23 protein-coding genes are annotated in these 24,246 nt (G+C 52.1%); 5 read left to right on the top strand and 18 right to left on the bottom strand.

Annotated features, from left to right (window positions below):
- Nucleotides 1–2: 2 nt before the first annotated feature.
- The 9 genes from icd to dnaE form a co-directional block, all read right to left on the bottom strand.
- Nucleotides 3–1,271 carry an NADP-dependent isocitrate dehydrogenase gene (icd, locus tag M467_RS18425; RefSeq protein ID WP_029595182.1) on the bottom strand — a complete coding sequence of 423 codons (1,269 nt, stop codon included), beginning with the start codon at nucleotides 1,269–1,271 and terminating at the stop codon, nucleotides 3–5.
- Between the two features lie 118 nt (nucleotides 1,272–1,389).
- Complete coding sequence (citZ, locus tag M467_RS18420; protein WP_021065623.1) at nucleotides 1,390–2,502, bottom strand: citrate synthase; 1,113 nt, start codon at nucleotides 2,500–2,502, stop codon at nucleotides 1,390–1,392.
- A 183-nt stretch (nucleotides 2,503–2,685) separates the two neighbouring features.
- Complete coding sequence (locus M467_RS18415; RefSeq protein ID WP_021065622.1) at nucleotides 2,686–3,150, bottom strand: DUF441 domain-containing protein; 465 nt, start codon at nucleotides 3,148–3,150, stop codon at nucleotides 2,686–2,688.
- A 67-nt stretch (nucleotides 3,151–3,217) separates the two neighbouring features.
- Complete coding sequence (pyk, locus tag M467_RS18410) at nucleotides 3,218–4,960, bottom strand: pyruvate kinase (RefSeq protein ID WP_021065621.1); 1,743 nt, start codon at nucleotides 4,958–4,960, stop codon at nucleotides 3,218–3,220.
- A gap of 95 nt (nucleotides 4,961–5,055) precedes the next feature.
- Nucleotides 5,056–6,024 carry a 6-phosphofructokinase gene (pfkA, locus tag M467_RS18405; protein ID WP_029595181.1) on the bottom strand — a complete coding sequence of 323 codons (969 nt, stop codon included), beginning with the start codon at nucleotides 6,022–6,024 and terminating at the stop codon, nucleotides 5,056–5,058.
- A gap of 160 nt (nucleotides 6,025–6,184) precedes the next feature.
- On the bottom strand, nucleotides 6,185–7,120 hold the full coding sequence (locus M467_RS18400) for an acetyl-CoA carboxylase carboxyltransferase subunit alpha (RefSeq protein WP_021065619.1): 936 nt from the start codon (nucleotides 7,118–7,120) through the stop codon (nucleotides 6,185–6,187).
- Nucleotides 7,113–7,967 (bottom strand): acetyl-CoA carboxylase, carboxyltransferase subunit beta, encoded by an 855-nt coding sequence (gene accD / locus M467_RS18395; protein WP_029595180.1) that lies wholly within the window; start codon nucleotides 7,965–7,967, stop codon nucleotides 7,113–7,115. The genes M467_RS18400 and accD overlap by 8 nt, the downstream gene beginning before the upstream one ends.
- Nucleotides 7,968–7,981: 14 nt before the next feature.
- Entirely contained in the window at nucleotides 7,982–8,536 is a 555-nt protein-coding gene (locus tag M467_RS18390) for a FadR/GntR family transcriptional regulator (protein WP_021065617.1), read from the bottom strand.
- A 74-nt stretch (nucleotides 8,537–8,610) separates the two neighbouring features.
- The gene (gene dnaE, locus M467_RS18385) at nucleotides 8,611–11,781 is read right to left on the bottom strand and encodes a DNA polymerase III subunit alpha (RefSeq protein ID WP_021065616.1); all 3,171 of its coding nucleotides are present in this window, start codon (nucleotides 11,779–11,781) and stop codon (nucleotides 8,611–8,613) included.
- A 102-nt stretch (nucleotides 11,782–11,883) separates the two neighbouring features.
- Here dnaE and M467_RS18380 point away from each other — a divergent pair, with 102 nt between their 5' ends.
- A complete protein-coding gene (locus tag M467_RS18380) occupies nucleotides 11,884–12,075 on the top strand; it encodes a YtzJ family protein (RefSeq protein ID WP_021065615.1) in 192 nt (63 codons plus the stop codon).
- A gap of 18 nt (nucleotides 12,076–12,093) precedes the next feature.
- On the opposite strand, the gene M467_RS18375 is transcribed toward M467_RS18380, so the two are convergent.
- A complete protein-coding gene (locus M467_RS18375; RefSeq protein WP_031199843.1) occupies nucleotides 12,094–13,059 on the bottom strand; it encodes a DHH family phosphoesterase in 966 nt (321 codons plus the stop codon).
- 77 nt (nucleotides 13,060–13,136) lie between these two features.
- Between M467_RS18375 and M467_RS18370 the strand changes: the two genes are divergently transcribed.
- Nucleotides 13,137–13,451, top strand: coding sequence for a YtpI family protein (locus tag M467_RS18370; protein ID WP_235045157.1), 315 nt, complete (start codon nucleotides 13,137–13,139; stop codon nucleotides 13,449–13,451).
- 44 nt (nucleotides 13,452–13,495) lie between these two features.
- Here M467_RS18370 and M467_RS18365 read toward each other — a convergent pair whose 3' ends face one another.
- Nucleotides 13,496–14,806: a DRTGG domain-containing protein gene (locus tag M467_RS18365; RefSeq protein WP_021065612.1), complete on the bottom strand. Its 1,311-nt coding sequence runs from the start codon at nucleotides 14,804–14,806 to the stop codon at nucleotides 13,496–13,498.
- 161 nt (nucleotides 14,807–14,967) lie between these two features.
- On the opposite strand from M467_RS18365, the gene M467_RS18360 reads away from it, so the two are divergent.
- On the top strand, nucleotides 14,968–16,065 hold the full coding sequence (locus tag M467_RS18360) for a M24 family metallopeptidase (RefSeq protein WP_021065611.1): 1,098 nt from the start codon (nucleotides 14,968–14,970) through the stop codon (nucleotides 16,063–16,065).
- 43 nt (nucleotides 16,066–16,108) lie between these two features.
- On the opposite strand, the gene M467_RS18355 is transcribed toward M467_RS18360, so the two are convergent.
- Nucleotides 16,109–16,831, bottom strand: coding sequence for a metallophosphoesterase family protein (locus M467_RS18355; protein WP_021065610.1), 723 nt, complete (start codon nucleotides 16,829–16,831; stop codon nucleotides 16,109–16,111).
- 12 nt (nucleotides 16,832–16,843) lie between these two features.
- Nucleotides 16,844–17,569: an SDR family oxidoreductase gene (locus M467_RS18350; RefSeq protein WP_021065609.1), complete on the bottom strand. Its 726-nt coding sequence runs from the start codon at nucleotides 17,567–17,569 to the stop codon at nucleotides 16,844–16,846.
- 183 nt (nucleotides 17,570–17,752) lie between these two features.
- Here M467_RS18350 and M467_RS18345 point away from each other — a divergent pair, with 183 nt between their 5' ends.
- Nucleotides 17,753–18,190, top strand: a complete 438-nt coding sequence (locus M467_RS18345) for a universal stress protein (protein WP_021065608.1) — start codon at nucleotides 17,753–17,755, stop codon at nucleotides 18,188–18,190.
- Between the two features lie 48 nt (nucleotides 18,191–18,238).
- Here M467_RS18345 and M467_RS18340 read toward each other — a convergent pair whose 3' ends face one another.
- The 5 genes from M467_RS18340 to tpx all read right to left on the bottom strand — a co-directional run bounded on the left by M467_RS18340 (nucleotide 18,239) and on the right by tpx (nucleotide 23,259).
- Nucleotides 18,239–19,261, bottom strand: coding sequence for a serine hydrolase domain-containing protein (locus M467_RS18340; RefSeq protein WP_021065607.1), 1,023 nt, complete (start codon nucleotides 19,259–19,261; stop codon nucleotides 18,239–18,241).
- Nucleotides 19,262–19,418: 157 nt separating this feature from the next.
- Nucleotides 19,419–20,012, bottom strand: coding sequence for a 3D domain-containing protein (locus tag M467_RS18335; RefSeq protein WP_021065606.1), 594 nt, complete (start codon nucleotides 20,010–20,012; stop codon nucleotides 19,419–19,421).
- Between the two features lie 433 nt (nucleotides 20,013–20,445).
- A complete protein-coding gene (locus M467_RS18330; RefSeq protein ID WP_021065605.1) occupies nucleotides 20,446–21,657 on the bottom strand; it encodes an acetate kinase in 1,212 nt (403 codons plus the stop codon).
- Nucleotides 21,658–21,783: 126 nt separating this feature from the next.
- On the bottom strand, nucleotides 21,784–22,671 hold the full coding sequence (locus M467_RS18325) for a class I SAM-dependent methyltransferase (RefSeq protein WP_021065604.1): 888 nt from the start codon (nucleotides 22,669–22,671) through the stop codon (nucleotides 21,784–21,786).
- A 99-nt stretch (nucleotides 22,672–22,770) separates the two neighbouring features.
- Nucleotides 22,771–23,259, bottom strand: a complete 489-nt coding sequence (gene tpx / locus M467_RS18320) for a thiol peroxidase (protein ID WP_021065603.1) — start codon at nucleotides 23,257–23,259, stop codon at nucleotides 22,771–22,773.
- 155 nt (nucleotides 23,260–23,414) lie between these two features.
- On the opposite strand from tpx, the gene M467_RS18315 reads away from it, so the two are divergent.
- Complete coding sequence (locus tag M467_RS18315) at nucleotides 23,415–24,233, top strand: NAD kinase (protein ID WP_031199840.1); 819 nt, start codon at nucleotides 23,415–23,417, stop codon at nucleotides 24,231–24,233.
- Nucleotides 24,234–24,246 lie beyond the last annotated feature (13 nt).

The following is a 24,246-nucleotide window of genomic DNA, read 5'->3' as shown; positions in this document are numbered from 1 at the left end:
TCTTACATGTTTTTAATTAATTCATCCGCAAACTCTGAACACTTCACTTCTGTCGCGCCGTCCATGAGACGAGCGAAATCGTATGTGACGACTTTCGAGGCGATCGTCTTCTCCATCGAGTTGATGATGAGGTCAGCCGCTTCGTTCCAGTTCATATGACGAAGCATCATTTCACCAGACAAGATGACCGATGACGGGTTGACCTTGTCGAGGCCGGCATACTTCGGTGCCGTACCGTGTGTCGCTTCGAAGATAGCATGGCCCGTCACGTAGTTGATGTTCGCTCCAGGGGCGATCCCGATTCCGCCGACTTGGGCAGCGAGCGCATCCGAGATGTAGTCACCGTTCAAGTTCATCGTGGCCACGACATCGAACTCACGCGGACGTGTCAAAATCTGTTGCAAGAAGATATCAGCGATTGAATCTTTTACGATGATTTTGCCTTCTGCTTCTGCTTTCGATTGCGCTTCATTCGCAGCCGCTTCGCCTGATTCTTCTTTGATACGGTCATACTGCGCCCATGTGAAGACTTTGTCGCCGTACTCTTCTTCTGCAAGCTCATAGCCCCAGTTTTTGAAGGCGCCTTCTGTGAACTTCATGATGTTTCCTTTATGAACGAGCGTGAGCGATTTACGGTTGTTCGCGATGGCGTACTCGAGCGCCGCACGAACAAGACGTTTTGTTCCTTCAGACGAGATTGGCTTGATTCCGATTCCAGACGTTTCTGGGAAACGGATTTTGTTGACGTTCATCTCTTCTTTCAAGAATGAGATCAACTTCTTCACTTCGTCGCTACCTGACGCGTATTCGATTCCTGCGTAGATATCTTCTGTGTTCTCACGGAAGATGACCATGTCTGTATCCTCTGGGCGTTTGACCGGTGAAGGGACGCCTGTGAAGTAACGGACCGGGCGCAAGCACGTGTACAAGTCAAGTTCTTGACGGAGTGCTACGTTGAGTGAACGGATTCCGCCGCCGACCGGTGTCGTCAATGGACCTTTGATGGCAATCAAATATTCACGGATTTGATCGAGTGTCTCGTTTGGAAGCCATTCGCCTTTTTGGTTGTAGGCCTTCTCCCCAGCGTACACTTCCATCCATTCGATTTTCTTCTCGCCGCCATATGCTTTTTCGACAGCCGCATCAAAGACGCGCACTGATGCGTTCCAAATATCAGGTCCTGTGCCGTCGCCGATGATAAATGGAATCGTCGGTACGTTTGGTACGTTTAATACACCGTTTTCAACTGTAATCTTTTCGTTTTGTGTCAACATAATGAATCCCCCTAAGTACATTTATGTAGGCCGACGCGAGCGCCGACCTACGTCAATTGTTAGTTTACCAAAGTTTATGTCTAAATTGTGACTCGAACTTCTCGTTCGGCGTCAATTAACGCTCGTTCACCGGGACGTATGACCGGTTCGTCTCGCCGATGTATTCAGCGCGAGGACGGATCAAACGGTTGTCCGCGTACTGCTCGAGGATGTGGGCAATCCAGCCCGACATGCGTGAGACAGCAAAGATCGGCGTGAACAACTCTTCGTCGAGGCCGAGCGCGTAATATGTTGACGCCGAATAGAAATCGACGTTCGGTTTCAAGCCTTTTTCCGTCTCGACGAGATGATCGATTTTCTCAGACATCTCGTACCATTCCGGTTCGCCGATTTGAGCAGTCAATTGGCGGCTCATCTCTTTCAAGTGTTTCGCGCGTGGGTCGCCGTCCTTATAGACACGGTGACCGAAGCCCATGATCTTCTCACGGCGTTCGAACTTGCCGCGGACGTAGTCTTCGACTTTGTCGACCGATCCGATTTCATGAAGCATCTTCATGACCGCCTCGTTCGCACCTCCGTGGAGCGGGCCTTTAAGGGCGCCCATCGCCGCCGTCACACCAGAATAAATATCCGACAATGTGGCAACGCAGACGCGTGCCGTGAACGTCGAAGCGTTCAATTCATGGTCGGCGTGAAGGATGAGTGCCTTGTCAATCGTCTTCTCGGCGACCTCGCTCGGCTCTTCTCCATTCAACATGTACAAGAAGTTGCCCGCATAAGACAAGCCCTGTTTTGGTGCAACCGGTTGTTCGCCTTTACGAAGACGAGCGAATGCCGTCACAATCGTGGCGATTTGCGCTTGGAGACGAATCGCTTTGCGCATGTTCGCTTCCGGACTCATATCTTCAGACTCTTCATCATAAAGCGCGAGCTGTGAAAGTGCAGTCCGAATCGTCGCCATCGCATTGGCCGATTTCGGTGCCCGTTCGAGCGTCGCGATGACGTCTTCTGGCAATTTGGCTTCTTTCACGAGCGCTGCTGAGAGCTCAGTTAATTCATCTTCTTTCGGAAGGCGGTCGTTCCATAATAGGAAAACAACCTCTTCGAATGTGGCGTGGTCTGCCAAATCGTCAATCGTGTATCCTCCGTAAGTCAATTGTCCGTCGATAATCGAACTGACTTTTGAGGCCGCTGCCACAATTCCTTCTAAACCTTTTGTCGTTGACATCAATAACTCCCCCTCAGTCTTTAAAAGTGATCGACCGCATATACAGTCTGTGTGTAGGGAATAAGGGCGAGGAGTCGAAGACTCTCCCCAATCCGTTTCGAGCTCGCTCCACCCTGTCCTTTATCTAGTATAAACAATTTACTGAAAAAAAGAAATGTAAGCGTATCCAGCCGTCAAAAAATGTCAGAACCATTTTTGTAACAGGCTAAATCCACCTAAAATCAAGGCGGCGATGCCGGCTCCGACGAGCGGTCCGACCGGCACGCCTTTCATGAAACCGACGGCCAGGATGGTCCCAGCGAGCAATGCCGTCGTGACGACGGGGTCGACCCGCATCAGTTGGACCCCTTGGCCGGCGGCAAGCGCGACGAAGATTCCAGAGGCGAACGCGATGATGCCGACTGGACCTTTAATACTATTCCACAATTCCCGGAATCCGATGTCGCCGGTCGCAATCGGCACGAGGACGGCAATTGTAATAATCGTTACCCCCCAATGGATGCCTTTTGAGGCGAGCGTCGGGAACAATTGGTCGCCGAATCCGACCGCTTTAATAATCAAGAGGACGCTGCTGGCGATGATGACCGACTGGTTATGGGAGATAACCCCAATCAATACGAGCAACAGCAAGAATAAATAGGCACTCATCACACACTCTCTTTCTGAATGGAAAAAGAACCGACCTCATGAAAAGGTCGGTTCGATTGGCATTCGATTACGCGTTGTAGATTTTACCAGTAAGTGGGTCGATTGAAATCATCTGTCCGTCGCGGAACGTTGATGTCGCTGATTCGACACCGACGATAACCGGCTTGCGGAGTGATGGTCCAACGATACCGGCATGGCTCGTCAATCCACCGTCTTCTGTGATGATTCCAGCCGCTTTTTCAATCGCTGGCATCATTTCTTTATCTGTGAATGGTGCGACGAGGATCATGCCCTCTTTCGCTTTCGCATTCGCTTCGTCTGCATTGTTCGCAACGACGACTTCACCGACGAGACCACGCTCACCGATCCCACGTCCGTTTGCGAGGGCGTGACCGACGATATGAACTTTCATCATGTTTGTCGTACCAGCAGTCGCAGCCGGGATACCAGCCGAGATGACGACGAGGTCACCGTCTGTAACGAATCCAGCGTGACGAGCTGCTTCTGAAGCTTGTACCAACATCTCATCCGTGTTGTTCGGCATCGTGTCAGCCACGATTGGGTACACGCCCCAAACGAGGTTCAATTGACGTGCCACACGCTCTGACTCTGTGACCGCGATGATGTTCGCCTCTGGACGATACTTCGCTGTACGAGCAGCCGTGTAACCTGATTGTGTCGGTGTCAAGATCGCTTTCGCGTTCAAGTTGATTGCCGTGTGGGCAACCGCTTGTGAGATCGCATCCGTTACCGTGTGCTCACTGCGCTTCTGACGATCTTTGAGCAAGTTTTTGTAGTCGAGCATTTGCTCAGTACGAACAGCGATTGCTGCTTGCATTTGAACTGACTCGATTGGGTAGTCCCCTGCTGCCGTCTCACCTGAAAGCATGACTGCGTCCGTACCATCGAGGATGGCGTTGGCAACGTCAGATGCTTCCGCACGTGTTGGACGCGGGTTGCGTTGCATTGAATCAAGCATTTGTGTAGCCGTGATGACCGGTTTCCCGAGGTCGTTACACTTCTTGATCAATTCTTTTTGAACTGGTGTGACTTCTTCTGTTGGGATCTCGATTCCGAGGTCACCACGAGCGACCATCAAACCGTCAGAAATCGCCAAGATTTCGTCGATGTTGTCGACACCTTCTTGGTTTTCGATTTTTGGATAGATTTTGATGTGTGACGCGTTGTTGCGCTCGAGAAGTTGACGAATCTCAACGACGTCAGACGCACGGCGTACGAACGATGCCGCGATGACATCGATGTCTTGAGAAATACCGAACTCGATGTCGGCGATGTCTTTGTCTGTAAGGGCAGGAAGGTTCACTTTGACGTTAGGCAAGTTGACACCTTTCTTCGTCTTGATGACGCCTTCGTTTTCGATGACGCAGCGAAGGTCACGGTTCGGGAGTTTCTCAACGACAAGGAGACCAATGAGTCCGTCGTCGAGCATGATGCGTGAACCGACTTCAACGTCTTCGTACAAGCCTTCGTACGTGACTGAGAAACGATCTTTCGTTCCGACGATTTCTTCTGTCGAGACGATGATGACTTCTTTGCCTTTTTCGAGGAGTGCTTTTCCTTCTTCAAACGTATGTGTACGAATTTCAGGACCTTTCGTGTCAAGAAGTACCGTCACGACTTTACCGGCAGCTTTTGATGCTTCGCGAATGTCACGGATACGTGCGCCGTGCTCTTCATAGTCACCGTGTGAGAAGTTGAGACGAGCGACGTTCATTCCGGCTTCAATCATTTCTGGAAGACGTTTCTCTGAAGCTGGTCCAATCGTACATACAATTTTCGTTCTACGCATAAATAAAAACCTCCTAGGGGATGTATTACATTTACACACAGAAAACGGGGGGTCAACCGACCTGATCCCGTCTCTGTGGAGTTCACTGCTACTCGTTAAATCGAAAGTTGGTTCGAAAGATCAATCAACTGCATATCAATCGAATGTTTGTTATGGTCGAGCGCTTCATCGATATCAAGATCCATCATCTTACCGCCGCGGATACCGACAACACGTCCGGCTTTGCCTTCGAGTAAAATCTCAACGGCATACGCACCCATGCGGCTCGCAAGCACACGGTCAGCAGCAGTCGGGGAACCGCCGCGTTGGATATGTCCAAGAATCGTTACACGCGTCTCTGAGTTTGTCTTCTCAGCGATCATTTTTCCGATTTCTTCGGCACTGCCTGCGCCTTCGGCGACAACGACGATCGAATGTTTCTTACCGCGCGCCACACCATGGTTGATGCGGTCGACGATGGCACTCAAATCTTCTGGACGTTCTGGGACGAGGATTGACTCGGCACCACCGGCAAGACCGGCATAAAGTGCGATGTCACCTGCATCACGACCCATTACTTCGATGACGTACGTCCGCTCATGCGACGACGCCGTGTCACGGATTTTATCAATCGCGTCAAGCGCCGTATTGAGCGCCGTATCGAACCCGATTGTTGCATCCGTTCCTGGGATATCGTTGTCAATCGTTCCTGGAAGCCCGATTGTCGGGAATCCAAGTTCCGTCAACTTCTGGGCGCCACGGTAAGAACCGTCGCCCCCGATGACTACAAGCGCGTCGATATTGAATTTCTTCAACTGCTCGACCGCTTTGGCACGGCCCTCTTCCGTTCTAAACTCAGGGCAACGGGCAGAACGTAAGAATGTTCCTCCACGCTGGATGATGTCACCGACAGAACCGAGGTTCAATTCAACGAGATCTCCTTCGATTAGACCTTGATAGCCGTTATACACACCGTACACTTCTAGACCTTCGAAAATCGCTTTTCGGGTCACGGCACGGACTGCAGCGTTCATTCCGGGGGCGTCTCCCCCACTTGTCAATACCGCAATACGTTTTAAATTCACGTCACTCACCTCTTATGTGTTTTAACGAAATCTGAAAATAAAATACCATGTCTGACCTTTGTTTTACAACACAAGTATGTGAAAAAAAAGCATGGGGTATGCTCAAAAGCAGTCAACTCGTGAGTGATTTAACGTGAACGCAAAGCGATTGTTAACGTTTTCACGAGCCAATTGTGCCAATTTCATGATATTTGGCAGCGCGCCCTTGCAACAACTCGTTTTGAGTCCGTCCTCGCAACTCAGTCATGTGTTGTGCTAATACAGGCTTTAAGAGTGATGACTGTAATGACACATCGATATGGGCACCACCAAACACCTCGGTGACGACTTCATCGACAATCCCTAAATTCAACAAATCTTGTGCCGTAATCTTCATCGTTTCCGCAGCGCGTTCCGCAAGCTTCGCGTCTTTCCAAAGCAGGGCAGCCGCGCCTTCTGGTGAAATGACCGAGTACGTGCTGTTTTCAAGCATGAGCAACCGGTCGCAAACACCAATCCCGAGCGCACCGCCCGATCCGCCTTCCCCGATGACAATCGAGATAATCGGAACTTTCAACGTCGCCATTTCAAACAAGTTGCGGGCAATCGCTTCGCTTTGTCCACGCTCTTCGGCCGCTTTCCCAGGGTAGGCGCCTTTTGTATCGATGAACGTGATGACCGGACGATTGAACTTCTCTGCTTGCTTCATGAAACGAAGCGCTTTGCGATAGCCTTCTGGATGTGGCATCCCGAAGTTGCGTTTCATGTTCTCTTTCGTGTTCCGCCCACGTTGATGACCGATAATCGTCACCGGGACGCCGTCGAGTGTGGCCAATCCCGCTACAATCGCAGCGTCATCATAGCCGTGACGGTCACCGTGCAACTCGATGAAATCCGGGAACAGGCGATCGATATAATCGAGCGTCGTCGGGCGTTTCGGATTTCGCGCCAGCTGCACGCGATCCCACGGTTTCATATTCCCATAAATGTCTTTTTCTAATCGATGAAGCTTCGCTTCAAGGTGACGGATTTCACGGGATAAATCGATTCCTTTCGTCTCCGCCGTCTCACGCAACTTCCCGAGCTGTTCATTTACTTCTTTGATTGGATCAAACATGATGGACCTCCCCGCCGTGTAACACGATCATCTTCTTCAAGAACGAACGCATCTGTTCACGATGAACGACGGCGTCCAATTGACCCGCTTCTAATAGAAACTCGGCAGTTTGGAAGTTGTCTGGCAATTTTTCACGAATCGTCTGTTCGATGATGCGACGACCGGCAAAGCCGATCAACGCTCCAGGTTCGGCGACGTTCACATCACCAAGCATCGCGAAACTCGCCGACACGCCACCTGTTGTCGGATGCGTCAAGTAGGCGACATACAGAAGACCCGCCTCGTCATGTTCTTTCAAGGCGATTGACGTATTGGCCATCTGCATCAAGCTGACCATGCCTTCTTGCATGCGGGCACCGCCCGAGGCCGTGAACAAGACGACCGGCAATCCGTCTTTCGTCGCGGTCCGGACCGCCGAGGCGATTGCTTCTCCGACGTAGGCGCCCATCGACCCCATACGGAAACGGGCATCCATGACGCAGACGACGACCGGGAGCCCATCGATTGTGGCACGACCGCAAACGATTGCTTCCTCAATCCCAGTTCGTTCCCTGTCTTTTTTCAATTTATCTTCATAATCTGGAAAATCAAGCGGGTTCTCTTTGACGAGCGGTCCCGCAAATTTTTCAAACGATTGACCATCGACCAACATGTGAATCCGCTCATCTGCACTGAGCGGGAAATGGTAGCCGCAATCACACACTTTATGATTCTCGTTTAACTGTTTCGTGTAATGCATATATTTACAAGATGGACATTTCGTCATCAAGCCTTGTGGTGCATCAATCTTTGGTTCTCGTTGACGCAATGGCATATATCGTTTAGGTTTCTTGAAAAAAGCAGTCATCGCTTCCCCCTCGTTCATTCCGGCATCCCCGCCCCACGCCACATCTCCAACAATCGTCTACGTTCGTCTTCCGTATATAGGTCGCCTGCGTCCGTGCCGTCATAAAACCGGTTCACTTCGCTCCAGATTCGAATGAACAGTTCATTCTTTAATCCGAAGATAAGGTTTTGCCTGAAGGCGCGGTCCGTCTCAACGCTCGACTCGAGCAACGCGATGCGTTCCGGGGTCGGTTCGACCTCCGTCAACGCCAAGCGCTCAAGCAAACGCAACATATCGACGATGTCCGACGCCTTCGTCTGTTTCGTGACGATGAACTCTGACAAGATTTCAATGTAACGGTGCCGATCCTGTTCGCACAAAAACGTGCCGCCGCCGTGTTTCGTCTCAACAATCCCAAGGAAGCTGAGAGCCCGTAATGCTTCACGGACTGACGCACGGCTGATGGACAGCGTTTCAGCGAGTTCCCGTTCTGACGGGAGACGGTCGCCCGGCTCGAGTGCGGCCTGGACGATTAACGTTCTGATTTTAGAAATGTTTTCGTGAAATGAGGATGCGTGTTTTCCATGCATCTGACCGTTCAACTCCCTTTTGGATGGCATTATCTCTAAAGTGGTCAGACCAATTAAACAGATTATACCACTTTTTATGACTTGGTACTAGTTCCCGTGCCGGGCAATTTCGAGTCGACCCGTTTCAACACGACATCCGTATCGCCGAACCGCTGCCTCAATCCTTGCAACAATGCTTCTGTCGGATTGACGGCATATGTCGAGGCGAGTTGTTTCACTTCTTTCGAATCAGAGAATCGGCAAATGACGGGGACATCCCCTGGCGCTGTTCGCAATAGTTCTTCAAGGTCGGCGAACGACTCCAGACGCAATCGGACAAACAACGCTTGGCCGTGGAGAGGCCGGACGCGTTCGACGACGAGTTGGCGACGCCCGTCCCGTTCATTCGGATGCACCTCGAGCAAGAGGACGTTCCCGACGTAAAGTGAACGAGAGAATTGGGTGAACACGCGTGGAAAAATCACGACCTCGTCTTGCAAGACGCCGTCATCGACCATGACAACACCCATCTCTTCATTCTTTTTCGTCTTGAACGTACGAATCGCATCGACATAGACGACGATGAATCCCCGTTCGCCGTTCAACACTTCATCGATCGTCACCGTCTCAATCGAGAGCGGGGCGACCGTCGTCAACGGCGAGTGGACGATCCACGTCCCGAGTGCTTCCCGTTCTTCTTCGGACCAATTCGGCTCGATTGGTGCCGAGCGCTTCAAACCGAGTGCGGACAGCTCATCTGGGAGCAGATGCGTCTCTGTCTCCTCGCGAAGCCGTTCAACGGCCTCGAACGCACGGTGGCGATCGCCGTGATACATCCGGTCGAGGGCACCGGCTCCGAGCAGGCGCCGCAACTTCGGCTGGTCTTTCGAGCCCCACTCCATCAGTTCGAGCAGACGTTTTACGTCGGTGAATTCGGAATGGTGTTCAATCAACCGTTCGACGTCGCGTTTCGTCAAGCCTTGGACCGCCTTCAACCCGAGACGGACCCCTGGCCCTTCTAAAAAGGCCCCGGCTTGGCCATGAAGGACGTCCGGCGGATAGACGGGAATTTTCCCTTTTCGCAGCATGCGAACGAGTTGGTTCGTCTTGTCGTACGTAACGAGATAAAAAATCCGCTCGAAGTGCGCCTTCACGAAAGCCAAGCGATAACTGATTAAACTGTAGGCCACCGCGTGCGAACGGTTGAAACCGTAGCCCGCGAACTTCTCAATCCACGAGAATACTTGTCGCATCGAGTCGCTGTCGAACCGCTCCGACGAACGTTCCAAGAATCGACTCTTCTCAACGTCGATGGCCGCTACATCTTTCTTGGCGATGGCACGGCGAATCAAATCGGCCTCGGCATACGAGTAGCCGGCAAGTTCTCGCAGGAGGCGCATGACTTGCTCCTGATAGACGAGCACGCCGTTCGTCGTACGCATAATCTCACCGACGACCGGGTGGACCGGCTGATGCGGCATGCCATGCTTTCGCTTCGCATACGTATCGATAAACTGCATCGGACCTGGACGATAGAGCGACATCGTGACGACGATATCCTCGAACGTGGTCGGCTTCACTTGCCGGAGCGCTTGTTTCATCCCTTCCGATTCGAACTGAAAAATCCCGTCCGTGTCACCGCGAGCGAGCACCCGCAACGTTTTGGCGTCATTCAATGGAATCGTCTTCAGCGAGAACAGTTCATCCGTCTCGCGAATGAGCGTCTCCATCTGACGGAGTCTCGTCAAGTTGCGCAGGCCGAGCAAATCGATTTTCAACAGGCCGAGCGCTTCGAGATCCTTCATATTATATTGGGTCACTTGCTCCCCTGCTGTCGGCTGTAACGGGGTGACGTCATCAAGCGCGTCACGACTGAGTACGAGTCCGGCCGCGTGGACCGAGGCTTGACGGGGCAATCCTTCGAGCTGGGCGGCGATGTGTAACAGTTGCGACCGCTTCTGACTGCCGGCGAACCATTTCATCTTCGTCGGATTGGCCAAAATCCCGGCCAACCCGTCGTCTTTCACTTGTTTGCTGGCCGCCTGTCCTTCTTCAAGCGTCAGCCCGAGCGCCCGCGCGACATCACGTAGCGCCGCTTTCGCGCCGAACGTCGCGAGCGTCCCGATTTGGGCGGCGTGGTTGGCCCCGTATTTATCGAGGACATAGCGGACGACCTCGTCGCGCCGCTCGTCTTCGAAGTCTAAATCGATATCCGGCATCGTGATTCGTTCCGGGTTCAAAAAGCGTTCGAATAACAGCTCGAACCGGACCGGGTCGACCTCGGTGATGTGAAGCGCGAAACTGACGAGTGATCCGGCCGCGGACCCACGCCCCGGACCGACTTCAATGCCTTGCTCCCTAGCGTAGCGGACGATGTCCTCGACGATGAGGAAATACGAGGCGAAACCGGTCCGCGCAATGACGTCGAGTTCATAGCGGGCTCGTTCGATATATTCCTCTTGGAACAAGTCGAGCGCCTTTAATCGTTCGGCGACGAGACGCTTCAGTCGGTCGATCGCATGTTCAATCTCTGGAATCGACGAGGTCGCCTCCGGCAAGCGTGTGACCGAGATGAGGGATTCGAACTCGTCCAACGCCTCAAGCTCGATCGGGTCGAACCAATCGTTCATTTCGCTCGGCAGTCTTACGTACTTTCCTTTCCGATGCACATCTTCTTGTGAGATGAGCTCGCCTTCACCGATGGCGACGATGGCGCGATACGCCTCGAAATCCTCCGGTCTCATGTAACACGTGTCCGGGGCCGGTACGAGTCGTGTCCCCAGTTCGTCACGCATCTCGCGTAATTGCCGGAGCATCAGCGTCTGTTCCGTCGACTGCGGCGCCGGCAACCCGAGCCACAGTCTGTCTTCATTCACATAACCGAGCAAATGGTTATAGAGACGGCGACGGTGAACCGGGTCGTTCGCTTTCCAGTTCTCCGGTAAGATGAGCACCGCCAGTTCGGTCGCTTCGGTCAAGCCATCGGCCTGGACGATGCGATACAGTTCGGGCACTTGTTCATCGGTCAACGCATAGACGAGAACGGAGACGTCGAATCCATCCATTCGCAGCGTCGTCCGTAATCCAATAACGGGTTTAACCGCATAGCGTTCACATAACCGGACGAATTGCGGCAAGCCGTATAACGCATCGTCGGCCAAAGCGACTGCTCGACTCCCCCGTTCGGCCATCTGGGCGACATACTGTTCGAGCCGAATCGTACTTTGCATCAAGCTATAAGCCGATCGTACATTCAAGTGGATCACAAGAGTCCCCCTTTCTTTTTTCACAATTGTAAAACTCATTTTGGCACTTGTCTGATACAATAATTATAGACAAAACTTCTCCTAAAAGGGGGTATAAACCGTATGATTATTAATCGGGGTAAAATCGCACGTGACAAGCTAGAGAATTTACAGAACGGCCAGACCGTCTTCGCCGACAGTCCGGAGATTATCGAACGACTCCGTCGTTATATCACCGAGTATCAACTCGATGTCGTCGAGGATGTGACCGACCGTGGTACGTGGTTCATTCCACAAGAAGAGGATAAACGCTGAAGAGAGCTGACCAACGGGTCAGCTCTCTTCTGTTTCGAACGTGAACGGGGCCGCGACTTCATCGAGCGCCGTGATCACCTCGTCCATCTCTTCCCATTTATCGATCGTGGCACCGGCGGCCATCGGATGACCACCGCCGCGATAGCGTTTCGCCACTTCATTGATGACCGGTCCTTTCGAACGGATCCGGACACGAATCTCGTCCTTGTTCTCGACGAACATGACCCAACACTTCAGCCCTTCAAGGCCAGAGAAGCTGTTGACGAGCAGCGACGCCGCTTCCGGTGTCGCATGGAACGTGCGCAAGACGTCTGCATCGATTTTGACGTAGCCGACACCCGCGTCGGTCACATTGACGTTTTGTAAGACATAGCCTTGGAGTTGCAACGTCGCCAAATTCGTCTTATACATTTGACGATACAACCGGTTCGTATCGATACCATGGTTAATCAGTTCGGCCGCGACTTCGAACGTACGTGGCGTCGCGTTGCGGAACTGGAACCGTCCCGTGTCGCCGACGATTCCGGCGAACAACAAGAATGCGGACGCCTCGTCAAGTTCAAGCCCCCAAATCCCTGCAAGTTCAGCAATCATCTCTGAGGTGGAACTGACCGTCGTGTCGACGATTTGATGGGTCGCATACGCATCTTCGTCAGGGTGGTGATCAATCTTGACGACCGTTTTGCCGGTCAAGGCGTGCGGCCCATCGATTCGTTCATGGTTAGCCGTATCGAGCACGATGACGAGCGCCTCTTGATACATCTCCGGTTCGACATGCTCCATCTTACCTAAAAACTCTAAATCACGGACGATACCGCCGACGACATAGACCTGCTTTTCCGGATAGGCGACTTCAAGAATCCGCTTTAATCCGAGCTGACTCCCGAGCGCGTCAGGGTCGGGACGGACGTGTCGATGAATCATAATCGTGTCCGCCGCTTCAATCAATTTCAATATCGTTGCTGCCTCTGGCCAATGTGCCATTGCCATTCCTCGCTTTCTTGAACACTATTCTATGGTATGATGATAACAGATTACACGTCTGAAAGGGGTTTCTTCACTTGGGTCAATTAGTTATGATCGGACTCATTCTGTTTTCGTTAGGCGCTTACTTCGTTTCCAAACGACGCGCTTATTTGACGAAGACACCGTACCGGAAAGCACTGTTCAACACGCAAGCGCTCATCTGGCTGAGCATGTTTCTCGCACTCTTCGCCGTCAACCAAATGGTTGGCGGACTCGGACTCGGCTCGACGATCGGTTGGATCGTCAGCATCGCTATGCTCGTCTTGGGTGTCGGCAACGCCATCGTCGGGTTCATTCGCTATCGTAAAATCTATCCGCTCGCTAGCGAAGAGCCAATCAACCAATCATAAGAGAAATAGAAACGAGCTGATGATGGCATCAGCTCGTTTTTTTGTTAGCGGTCAATCAATTGCGCCGTGACAAGCGCCTTGGCGACGAGTTGGGTGCCTTGTGTCATCTCAACATCGACTTTCCCGAACTTCCGGCCAAGGTCGAACACGTTGGCCGAGACGCGAATTTGACTCTCGATTTGAATCGGTTTCATAAAGTAGACCGTAATATTTTCGACGACGAGGTCGCCTTTTTTCATATGGCGCAGACTGCGGGTCGCTCCTTCGACGAGCAACGTCGTCAACACCCCTGACGATGCCGTCCCCATGTGGCTCGTCATCTGTGGCGCGACCTCGACGGTGAACGCCGTCCCGTTCGAAGCCGGATCTTCTTTCAACTGGTTCGTGATCATATTGTCGAACGTCTCGCCGACTTGCGGTTGGCGGTTGGCGAGTTGGAGCGCCTTCAACACGTCTTGGCGGCTGATGATGCCGAGCAGGCGGCCATAGTTGTCGACGACCGGCAACATCTCGATGCCTTCCCAAACCATTTGGTGCGCCGCATTGGTGACGCTCGTCTGAACACCGACCGTGATCGGGCTCTTCGTCATCACTTTCTCGATTTCAGTGTCGTGCGGACGGTCGAGCAAGTCTTTCGCCGTGATGACGCCGACGACTTTCATCTGCTCGTCGATGACGGGATAGCGGTTATGTTTCGTCCGTTCGTTCAGTTCGTGCCACCGTTTGACCGTATCGTCCACTTTCAAATAGAACGTGTCGTGCAGCGGAATGACGATATCCGAGACGAGTAGAATCTCTTTTTTAATCAAGCGGTCATAGATGGCCCGGTTGATCATCGTCGCGACGGTGAAACTGTCATACGACGTCGAGATGACCGGCATGTGATACTTATCGGCCATCCGTTTCACTTCATCGGTCGTGTCGAATCCCCCCGTGATCAACACGGCGCCACCGGACTGGAGCACAAGTTCATGCGCCTTTTCCCGGTTTCCGATGATGACGAGTGAGTCGACGTCGATATAACGCATCATCGCCTCAAGCTTCATCGCCCCGATGACGAACTTCGAGAGCGTTTTATGGAGCCCGTCTCGGCCACCGAGCACTTGCCCGTCGACGATATTGACGACTTCTGCGAACGTCAGCTTCTCAATATTCTCTTTATGTTTACGTTTGATACGAATGGTTCCGACCCGTTCAATCGTCGAGACGAAGCCTAAATTCTCCGCTTCCTTGATGGCCCGATACGCCGTTCCTTCTGATACTGCCAATTCCTTCGCGATTTGGCGGACCGAAATTTTAGATCCGACATCGAGCGACTCGATATGTGCTATGATCTGTTCATGTTTTGTTGTCATGTCACGAGTCCCTTTCCTCAATACATTTTCTGTCATCCTCAGTATACTGTATCAGTCTTCCTTCTTCAAACTGTACTACTGAAAATGTGACATTTCCTTTCCGTTTTGGAAAACGGTATAATGAAACAGAACGCCAATGAACGAGAAGGAAGGGAAACGAGTTGAATCAACGAACCAACCATATTGCACAATCTTTGGCCACTAAAGGGTTAGACGCTGCTTTTGTCACGTCGAAAGCATCGGTCTTTTATTTTTCGGGAGTATATGCCGAGGCACATGAGCGGCTCATCGCCATCCTCGTCTTGAAGAACGGCACGACCGCTCTCGTCTGTCCGGCACTTGAAAAAGGCATCGTCGAGGCGAGCGACTGGAATGGCGATATCGTCACGTACATGGACCACGAAAATCCATGGGACAAAGTCGTCAAACTGTTCCTCGACCAACAGATTATCCCCGAGCGCATCGGGATTGAAGGCGAGCATTTGACCTACAACCGCGTCGAACAGCTCCGCGCCGGCTTTGCCGGTCTCTCAATCATCGACTTGACCGAAGAGCTTCAGGCGCTTCGCATGATTAAGTCTCCGGACGAGGTCCGCCTGATGAAACGCGCCGCCGAACTCGCTGATATGGCGATTGAGGCAGGGATTCGCGCCTTGCGTGAAGGTGTGACCGAGCTCGAGGTCATCGCCGAGATCGAATATGCGATGAAGAAACAAGGTGTCCGCGAGATGTCGTTCGACACGCTCGTTTTGTTCGGCGAGAACAGTGCCGATCCGCATGGCGTACCCGGCAATAACCGCTTGAAGAAAGGCGACTTCGCCTTGTTCGACCTCGGTGTCATTTGGCAAGGCTATGCCTCGGATATCACGCGCACCGTCGTCTACGGCGAAGCGAGCACGAAGCAACGTGAGATTTACGAGACCGTCCTCAAGGCCGAAGAAGCCGCCATCGAGATGGCGAACGTCGGGACGACGCTCGGGTCCATCGACATCGCGGCTCGCCAAGTCATCACGTCGGCCGGCTACGGCGAATACTTCACGCATCGCGTCGGACACGGAATCGGCATCGAGGTGCACGAATTCCCATCGATGGCGGCCAACAATGATATGACGGCCCAAGTCGGGATGACGTTCACCGTCGAACCAGGAATTTATCTCCCTGGCGTCGGCGGCGTCCGCATCGAGGACGATATCGTCATGACCGAGAGTGGTCCGATCTTGTTGACGAGTTACCCGAAGACGCTCCAAGAAATCAATTGAGTCACAACAAAGACCAGCCGCACGCGGCTGGTCTTTTTCATGGTCAATAAAAGAGTCGGAACATGACGTCACGTTGCGGCACATCATTCCGTTCCATCGCCTCTAGAAATGCCCGCTTGTCATAACGGACCGACTGCGGATGGATGGCGAACCCTGTCTCATCCCACTCGAGGATGCCGTAACGGGCCAAGTCGTCACGGGCGACACCGAGCGCACCGGAATTGAAATAATGTTTCGTGTCGTCATGGAACACATGCTCCGGATGATGATGCCCGAAACAGATGACGTCCGCTTCATAAGACCCATACAGCGACTGCATGTTCGAAAGCGTCGCCTCGACGATGTCATGGAACGGCTCCTCGGTGATCGGCACGTCCCGCTTCTCGCTCGGGATATGATAATGAATCCCATATACCCGCGTACCCTCGACAACGCGTTCAATCGTACGCGGCAACTTGAAGAGCGCGTCCGCATAGTCAGGCCTAAGCGTGCGCGCCACCCACTCGTGATGCGGACGGGTATGGGCATAACTGTCAGGGTGACCCGTCCCGGCCATGAGCGACAAGACAGCCTCATCATGGTTGCCGGTGATCATGTGTACACCACGGTCGAGCAGACGTGCCATCACTTCGTTCGAGTCGGGCCCCATCGCGATCATATCGCCCAAACTCCAAATCTCGTCGACCTGCTGGCGATCGAGCTCGGCCAGCACCGCGTCGAGCGCTTGGACGTTTCCATGGATATCGGTCAACATGGCCAATTTCATGCGGTTTCCCCCTTATTTTCGGTATTGATGGACGACGTTGACGCCTCCGGTCACATCGATGATGGCACCTGTGACCATATCGGAGTCACGGGCGAGCAGGAATAGAATCATGCGGGCGATGTCTTCGCCCGTCCCGTGTCGTCCGACCGGGGTCTGGTCGTCCGGTTCGGCCGCTTCGATTCGCATTTCTTTTTGCGCGCCGACGATATTGCCCGGGTTAATCATATTGGCTGTGATGCCGTGTGCCGCTTCCTCGAGTGCGACCGATTTCGTCAAACTGACGAGCCCGGTTTTGGCGGCCGCGAACGCCGACCGATGAACCCAGCCCGGTGCCGTCCCACTCTCCGGGAAGCCATATGTGATGATGCGGCCGAATCGTTTTGCCCGCATACTCGGGATAGCCCGGCGCATCAGCCAAAACGAGGCTGACAAGTTGCCGCTGATGACCTCGTCCCACTCCTCGTCCGTCAAATCGACGAGACACTTCCGTTCGAAGATGTAAGGCCCGGCGTTCAAGATGAGCGCGTCCGGCTCTCCGAATTTGGCCACCGCCTCTTCATAGCCACTCAGGACAGCTTCGCGGTCCGTCAACGGGGCCTCGACCATATGTAACCGTTCATGTTGCCAATCGATCGGCTTCCGCTGCAATACACTGACGTGCCAACCTTCCTCCAATAATCGTTCCGTCACAATGCGGCCGATCCCTTTCGCACCGGCCGTGATGACTACATGTTTCATCGTCATCCCTCCTCTGTATCATCTTACCCGTTCCGCTTGCCCATTTCCAAACTTCAACCTGTTCCATCAGAAAGTTGTGAAAATTTCACACATTTCTGAAAGAACCGGGCGTGAATTGAAGCAGAAGTGGTATACTATACATGTAAGCCGCACGTACATTTCAAGCGAAAGGTTGGGATTTACATGGCAATTGTCTACAAACATATTCTATCTGCCGTCGACGGCTCGAAAGAGGCCGAACGTGCATTTGAAACAGCAATCGACGTCGCACTTCGAAACGATGGCAAACTGTATATCGGACACGTCATCGATACACGGACATTCGCCACGGTTGAAGCGTACGACCGGACGATTACCGAGCGTGCCGAGACGTATGCGAAAGAACTGCTCGAGGACTACGTCAATCGCGCGAAAGAACGAGGTGTCAAAGAAGTAGAGACGGTCATCGAGTACGGCTCTCCGAAAGTGACAATCGCTAAAAAAATCGCACCGAATCACGACATTGATCTCATCATCTGTGGAGCGACCGGGTTGAACGCCGTCGAACGCTTCTTCATCGGTAGCGTCTCTGAAAGCATCGTCCGCTACTCGAAGTGTGACGTTCTGATCGTCCGCCAATAACGTTTCCAGGGCCAGCGCGCATGCGTTGGCCCTTTCGTGTGTAGTCGCTTATGGCATCAGGTTATCAATCGGTCGAACCGTCTCAGCCGCCAAATTACTGAACTCGCGAAGGTAATCGAGGTATCGATCGCCACCATAATTATAGAGTTTGTTATACATTCTGACGACGACGGTTCGATAAGCAGGAATAACCAATAGCAATGGCCCGGTGTTCCCAAGAATTTGATACGACCCAGCTGGTACAGCCTCCCCTAGTTCGCTCCACGCTTTCGGCTCGCCTTGGACATACCAAAACAGCCCGTTTGTCGGGAACGTTGAGTTGGGATATGCGGGACTTTGAATCGATGTCGCGAGACGAATCACTTCTTCCGGCACAATCTGAACGCCATGATGACGTCCGATATTCAGATGAAGATTGCCCCATGCCGCGAATTCTCGCGCAGTCGTATGTAGGTTCGACCCCATTCCATCATCAAAAGGATACAACTTATACGACGCTTCCTCGTCAGGATCGTCAATGACTTTGACGAAACTCGGTGCCGCATCGGTCGCCCATTCCGTCCGCGAGAGTCCCATCGGCCGAAACACCCGCTCCCTTAATAAGTGCGTGAAGTCATATCCGTATAACCGTTTAAACAAATCCGTCACGATCTCGACGTTCACGTTCCGATATGCCCATCCTTCACCCGCATCGAACTCCCGAAATAGCACACCCGTCTCATCCCGGTTCAGTCCGTGCGAGTGCGTGACCAAGTGCCGAATCGTCGTCCCTCGAAACGTGTCCACGTCATGCTCATCAAAATAATTAGAGACCAAATCGTCGAGATGCCGAATCTTGCCTTCATACAACGCATAGGCAATCGCCAGCCCCAAATAACTTTTACGGGCCGAAGCGACGTTGAACATCGAATTGACGTCAACCACTTTTGCATCATGATTCGAATGGAATCCGTCATAATTTTCGAACACGATGCGATCGTCTTGCAGGACTAGCAGCGCGGCGGCACTGCTATGATTTAGGTTTTGAATATGCCTAACGTACGAATCCAATGCAACGTAAGATGTCTTCAAGTCAATCTCCCCCTTTCAAGCCTCGTGTATATTTCTGGACAAAACCCGAACTTCCTTTATTTTTCTGAAGTCCTGTTCCAAAACCGAGCCAAAGCGGTTTCATTAACCATATAACAAAGGGCCACCGCAGATGCGATGGCCCTTTGTCGTTCACATATTATAATACTTTGACAGTTACTGTCTTACGACCGAAGTTGAGGGCCGCACTTTGTGAGTACATTAAGATGTCGATTTTGTTACCTTTGATGGCGCCGCCTGTGTCAGCCGCTGTGTATGTGCCCATCAACTTCCCGCCGACGTACACTTGTACTTTCTTACCGAGCGGAATGACGCGCGGGTCGACAGCGACGACGTTACGTTTTTGTGCCCGTACGTTCCAGCCTAATGCCGTAACGCCTGAACATCCTTTGCAGTACGGTGTGTAAGCCGATGCGTTCATCGTATATGTTTTCACACTAGCCTTCGCGACCGTTTTCTTCACGGTGCGTAAGTACTTTGTAGCGATCCAACCTGACTTGCCTTTGTAGTTGACGCGAATCCAAGCTCCTTTTGAGCCAGTGCGTTGAAGTTGTTGTCCTTTATTGATTTTCCCAATCACTTTACCGCTGAGCGTCCCTGCCGAGCGGACGTTCAATCCGTTGACTTGGCTTTGTACGTAAACTTTTGAAGACGCCTCAACTTGTTGTTGGGGTAAGAGCATAGCGAGTGTCATGACCGTCAGTAGTAAGACCGTTCCAATTTTTTTGAGCATGTGGTTTGTCCTCTCCTAGTCGGTTTGTTCGTTGTAAGTTCGTGTTGTCGAATCTGTGGTGCTGTTCCAGTTGAAACATGTCGTATCGATTACGGAATGTTTCGTCCAGATAACTATATGACGAATCGTATGACCGTGCGTTTACAACTAAAATTCATTTGAGTGTCAGCTAAGTTACGATTACATTACAAAACCGCCATCTTTTAAGGGAAGATGACGGCTTTGATAAAAATCTTTAGGTTTCGTCATATTAATTTCCAATTAAAGGGATTAATATATCTGCTTTGTTACGAAAACCATGTTTCCTTACGTCAAATGTTACAAACGAGCACTTTCGATTCGGCCCATCGTCACAAAACCATCTCGTGCCGTATGCCAAAAGCACTAAAAAAACGTCCGTCCCGTATGAGTACGGAACGGACGTTGTAACAGCTTAAACGTGTGATTCGACGAGGTTGGCGATGCGAACAGTATCGCGTGCGATGACCAATTCTTCGTTCGTCGGGATGATGATGACTTTGACCGGTGAGTGCGGGTAGTTGATGAACAACTCTTTGCCGCGTGCTCCGTTGTTGAGTGATGGATCCCAGTAGACGCCCATGAACTCAAGGCCACGAAGGATGCGCTCACGGATGACGTCAGAGTTTTCTCCGACACCAGCTGTGAAGATGATCGCATCGACACCGTTCATCTCTGCCGCATATTGACCGATATAGCCGTGGATGCGGTTCGAGAAGATTTTGAGCGAGACTTCGGCACGGTGGTTGCCTTCAGCCGCTGCTTGCTCGATGTCACGCAAGTCACTCGAGATACCCGAGAGACCGTAGACACCTGACTCTTTGTTCATGACGTTCAATACGTCTTCAGCCGACTTGCCAGTCTTCTGCATCAAGAACGGGATGAGGGCCGGGTCAAGTGATCCCGAGCGCGTTCCCATCGTGATTCCTTCGAGTGGCGTGAAGCCCATCGTCGTGTCGATCGAACGACCGCCGGCAACCGCTGCGATTGATGCACCGCTACCGAGGTGGCATGAGATTAAACGAAGGTCTTCAAGCGGACGACCGAGAAGCTCTGCCGCACGTTGCGTGACGTACTTGTGGCTCGTTCCGTGGAAACCGTACTTCCGGACGCCGTGCTCCGTGTAGTACTCGTACGGAAGGCTGTACAAGAAGTTCTCTTCCGGCATCGACTGGTGGAACGCCGTGTCGAAGACCGCGACTTGCGGTACGTTCGGTAAAATCGTTTGGAACGCACGAATCCCCGTCAAGTTTGGCGGGATGTGGAGCGGTCCGAGTTCGACGAACGATTCGATGTTCTTCATGACTTCATCGTCGATAACGACCGAATCCGCGTACAACTCTTTTCCGTGAAGGACACGGTGACCGACGCCTGCGATTTCGTCGAACGACTGAATGATATCAAGGTCAATCAATTTTTCGAGCGAGAGCTCGACCGCTTCTTTATGTGAATGAAGCGGTGTGACGATATGGAACTTTTGTCCTTCGCCATATTTAATCGTGAAGATCGCATCTTCTTTTCCGACACGCTCGACGAGCCCGACGGCGAGCATCTTCTCAGATGGCATTTCGAGAAGTTGGAACTTTAATGACGAACTACCTGCGTTGACTGCCATAATTTTTGTCATGTCATACACCTCTTACCTTTCGATTTAAACACGAGTCTTTATCTGTTCTCTTAAAAACCGATAACTGTATCATAATGAAGATACTTGATATGGCATATGTTTTTCAAGTCTTTTGCCCAATAAAAATTATGTTGTTTTAAACCAATCGTCAATCTGTTTCACAATATTGGCAACAGCACGCACATCCGTGAACGATGGCAACTCGACGAGGAGTGCTTGTTTCGGGCGTTTGACGCCTTCCCCAAGCTTTTGTAACATCAATAGGCTTTTCGCATATCGCTCGTCTTTGAACATCGTCGTCGGTAATTGAAGAACACCTTTGACGACAGCCTCACGGTCCATCCACTGTTTTAATTTCCCTTCGTCATCCTGTTCAAACAAATTGTTCGGGATGACAAAGATCCCGTGACCGCCTGGTTTCAAGTGACGCATCGCCTGCTCGATCAACAAGAAGTGCGAGTAAGAATGGCCTTCATCCCGTTTCAAGGCGTAGCCAGACGCCATGTCATCGTTCGGATAATAGCCGATCGGCAAATCGACGAGTGCCAAGTCGCTCGGCTCGACGAACAGCGGTGCGAGTGCGTCTTGATGGAAGTACGATACCGGCTTCCCGAGCAGGTTGCTGATTGCGTACGACAGACGCAGCATCGTCTCATCGACTTCGACCGCCTGTGCGGTGGCATCTTTCAATTGTGTCAACACGGCGTGGACGAGTGTCCCCGTCCCGCTACCGAGCTCGAGCACGTTCGCCCCGTCCTTGACGAGTTTCGTCGCCAAGTACCCGATGAACAGGCTGACGGCGTCCGGCGTCGGTTGATGGTTCGGCGGGAGTGTCGTCGTCTCCTCGAGGACGAGCATACTGACGGCTTTGCGGACATCATCCGTTTTCTCCTGTTCGACATTGACTCGCTCAAACACTTCAATCAATGCCTCGAGCGGCAATAAGTCAAGGTCTGTCGTCAGCTTCTTCGCTTCTTTCTTCCAATCCCGATACAGTTGTTCAAATCGTTCCATCTTCGATCATCCTTTCCATACAAAACCGGCCCTCTTGTGGAGAGCCGGTCGGTTCACTTCTATTAGTGTAAGCGATTCGTGGTCGTTTCGCCAAGCGAATCAGTTCGCAGCGTCAAACGCCTCGAGCGCCGCATCGAAATCAACTTCCTCAGTCATCTCATCCATGTACTGGACGTACTGGACCGTACCGGCCGAGTCGATGACGAATACCGAACGTGCGAGAAGACGGAGTTCTTCCATCAATACGCCGTACGATTTCGCGAACGATTGGTCGCGGTGATCCGATAACATGACGACATTATCAAGTCCTGACGCCGCACACCAGCGACGCTGTGCGAACGGTAAGTCGTTTGACACCGTCAAGACGGTACCGCCGAGCGATGACGCCTTCTCGTTGAATGCGCGTGTTTGCGTGTCACAGACACCTGTGTCGATCGATGGAACGACACTAATCAATTTCTTGCCTGGGTATGACGCGAGCGTCACCTCTTCAAGTGCCGTCGTGAGCGCTGTAAAGTCCGGTGCAGTATCTCCGACTTTGACCGGGTTCCCTTGCAGTGTAACGGTATTGCCTTTAAATGTTGGCATCGTTTCATCCCCTTTTGCATGATTTATACTTCTTCATCATAGCGATGGCGCCGTCTCGATGACAAGCATCCTGCCTCAGACGGCCTGATTGTGATTTTCCCTATATCGAGCGTCTAAAACGCTGTATAATGAAAGAGACTCAATTGACAAAGGGGATGACTAGGATGAGAAACAACGTTTTTTTGTACCATCGTAACGTCAACGACTTTACAAAAGAAGTAAAGAAATTAATCGAAATCGGTGAGAAATATGGCTTCAACGTCGTCAATCGTCCTGAAGACGCCAACATCATCGTCGCCATCGGGGGAGATGGCGCGTTCTTGCAGGCCGTCCGCTATACGGGATTCCGTCAAGATGCCATCTACGTCGGGTTTGGCCGCGGCTTGAACGAGTTTTATTGCGACTTCGATATACATAAACTCGACGAAGTCGATCGCTTGTTCTCGGACAACAGCGCCCGTATCGAAGCCGGTCTCGAAGTGCGGAAATACCCGCTCTTGTCGGCATCCATCAATGAATCGACTCCGATGCTTTGTTTGAACGAAGCCTCAATCAAGTCGAGTATCATCAAATCGCTCGCCATCGAAGTGTACATCGACGACCTCCATTTCGAGACGTTCCGCGGTGACGGCATGGTCGTCTCGACACCGACCGGCTCGACAGCGTACAACAAATCACTCGACGGCGCCATCGTCGACCCGCTCATCCCATGTATGCAAGTGAGCGAGATCGCCTCGGTGAACAATAATCGTTACCGCACGCTCGGCTCGTCGTTCATCGTGCACGACTCACGCAAACTCTCGCTCCGCATCGTTGAGGACGGGAACGACTATCCGATTATCGGCATGGACAACGAGGCGCTCAGCTTGAAGTATACAGACCGCATCGATATCGAACTGTCTGACCAGGTCATCAAGACGGTCAAACTGAAAAACAACTCGTTCTGGCACAAAGTCCAACGCTCATTCTTCTAAACGACAAAAGGCT

Source organism: Exiguobacterium chiriqhucha RW-2 (assembly GCF_000416965.1).
Lineage (GTDB): Bacteria > Bacillota > Bacilli > Exiguobacteriales > Exiguobacteriaceae > Exiguobacterium > Exiguobacterium chiriqhucha.
Note: the sequence above shows the minus strand (reverse complement) of the source record. Positions and strands in the feature narration are given on the sequence as shown.

What these genes read in the sequence shown, in the direction of transcription:
- M467_RS18400 (WP_021065619.1), bottom strand. Translation starts at nt 7,120, where the DNA reads ATGTTTGATCCAATCAAAGAAGTAAATGAACAGCTCGGGAAGTTGCGT.
- M467_RS18345 (WP_021065608.1), top strand. Translation starts at nt 17,753, where the DNA reads ATGGCAATTGTCTACAAACATATTCTATCTGCCGTCGACGGCTCGAAA.
- M467_RS18415 (WP_021065622.1), bottom strand. Translation starts at nt 3,150, where the DNA reads ATGAGTGCCTATTTATTCTTGCTGTTGCTCGTATTGATTGGGGTTATC.
- accD (WP_029595180.1), bottom strand. Translation starts at nt 7,967, where the DNA reads ATGACTGCTTTTTTCAAGAAACCTAAACGATATATGCCATTGCGTCAA.
- M467_RS18315 (WP_031199840.1), top strand. Translation starts at nt 23,415, where the DNA reads ATGACTAGGATGAGAAACAACGTTTTTTTGTACCATCGTAACGTCAAC.
- M467_RS18390 (WP_021065617.1), bottom strand. Translation starts at nt 8,536, where the DNA reads ATGCATGGAAAACACGCATCCTCATTTCACGAAAACATTTCTAAAATC.
- tpx (WP_021065603.1), bottom strand. Translation starts at nt 23,259, where the DNA reads ATGCCAACATTTAAAGGCAATACCGTTACACTGCAAGGGAACCCGGTC.
- M467_RS18335 (WP_021065606.1), bottom strand. Translation starts at nt 20,012, where the DNA reads ATGCTCAAAAAAATTGGAACGGTCTTACTACTGACGGTCATGACACTC.
- M467_RS18355 (WP_021065610.1), bottom strand. Translation starts at nt 16,831, where the DNA reads ATGAAATTGGCCATGTTGACCGATATCCATGGAAACGTCCAAGCGCTC.
- M467_RS18375 (WP_031199843.1), bottom strand. Translation starts at nt 13,059, where the DNA reads ATGGCACATTGGCCAGAGGCAGCAACGATATTGAAATTGATTGAAGCG.
- M467_RS18330 (WP_021065605.1), bottom strand. Translation starts at nt 21,657, where the DNA reads ATGACAAAAATTATGGCAGTCAACGCAGGTAGTTCGTCATTAAAGTTC.
- M467_RS18350 (WP_021065609.1), bottom strand. Translation starts at nt 17,569, where the DNA reads ATGAAACATGTAGTCATCACGGCCGGTGCGAAAGGGATCGGCCGCATT.
- M467_RS18380 (WP_021065615.1), top strand. Translation starts at nt 11,884, where the DNA reads ATGATTATTAATCGGGGTAAAATCGCACGTGACAAGCTAGAGAATTTA.
- M467_RS18365 (WP_021065612.1), bottom strand. Translation starts at nt 14,806, where the DNA reads ATGACAACAAAACATGAACAGATCATAGCACATATCGAGTCGCTCGAT.
- citZ (WP_021065623.1), bottom strand. Translation starts at nt 2,502, where the DNA reads ATGTCAACGACAAAAGGTTTAGAAGGAATTGTGGCAGCGGCCTCAAAA.
- pyk (WP_021065621.1), bottom strand. Translation starts at nt 4,960, where the DNA reads ATGCGTAGAACGAAAATTGTATGTACGATTGGACCAGCTTCAGAGAAA.
- M467_RS18325 (WP_021065604.1), bottom strand. Translation starts at nt 22,671, where the DNA reads ATGGAACGATTTGAACAACTGTATCGGGATTGGAAGAAAGAAGCGAAG.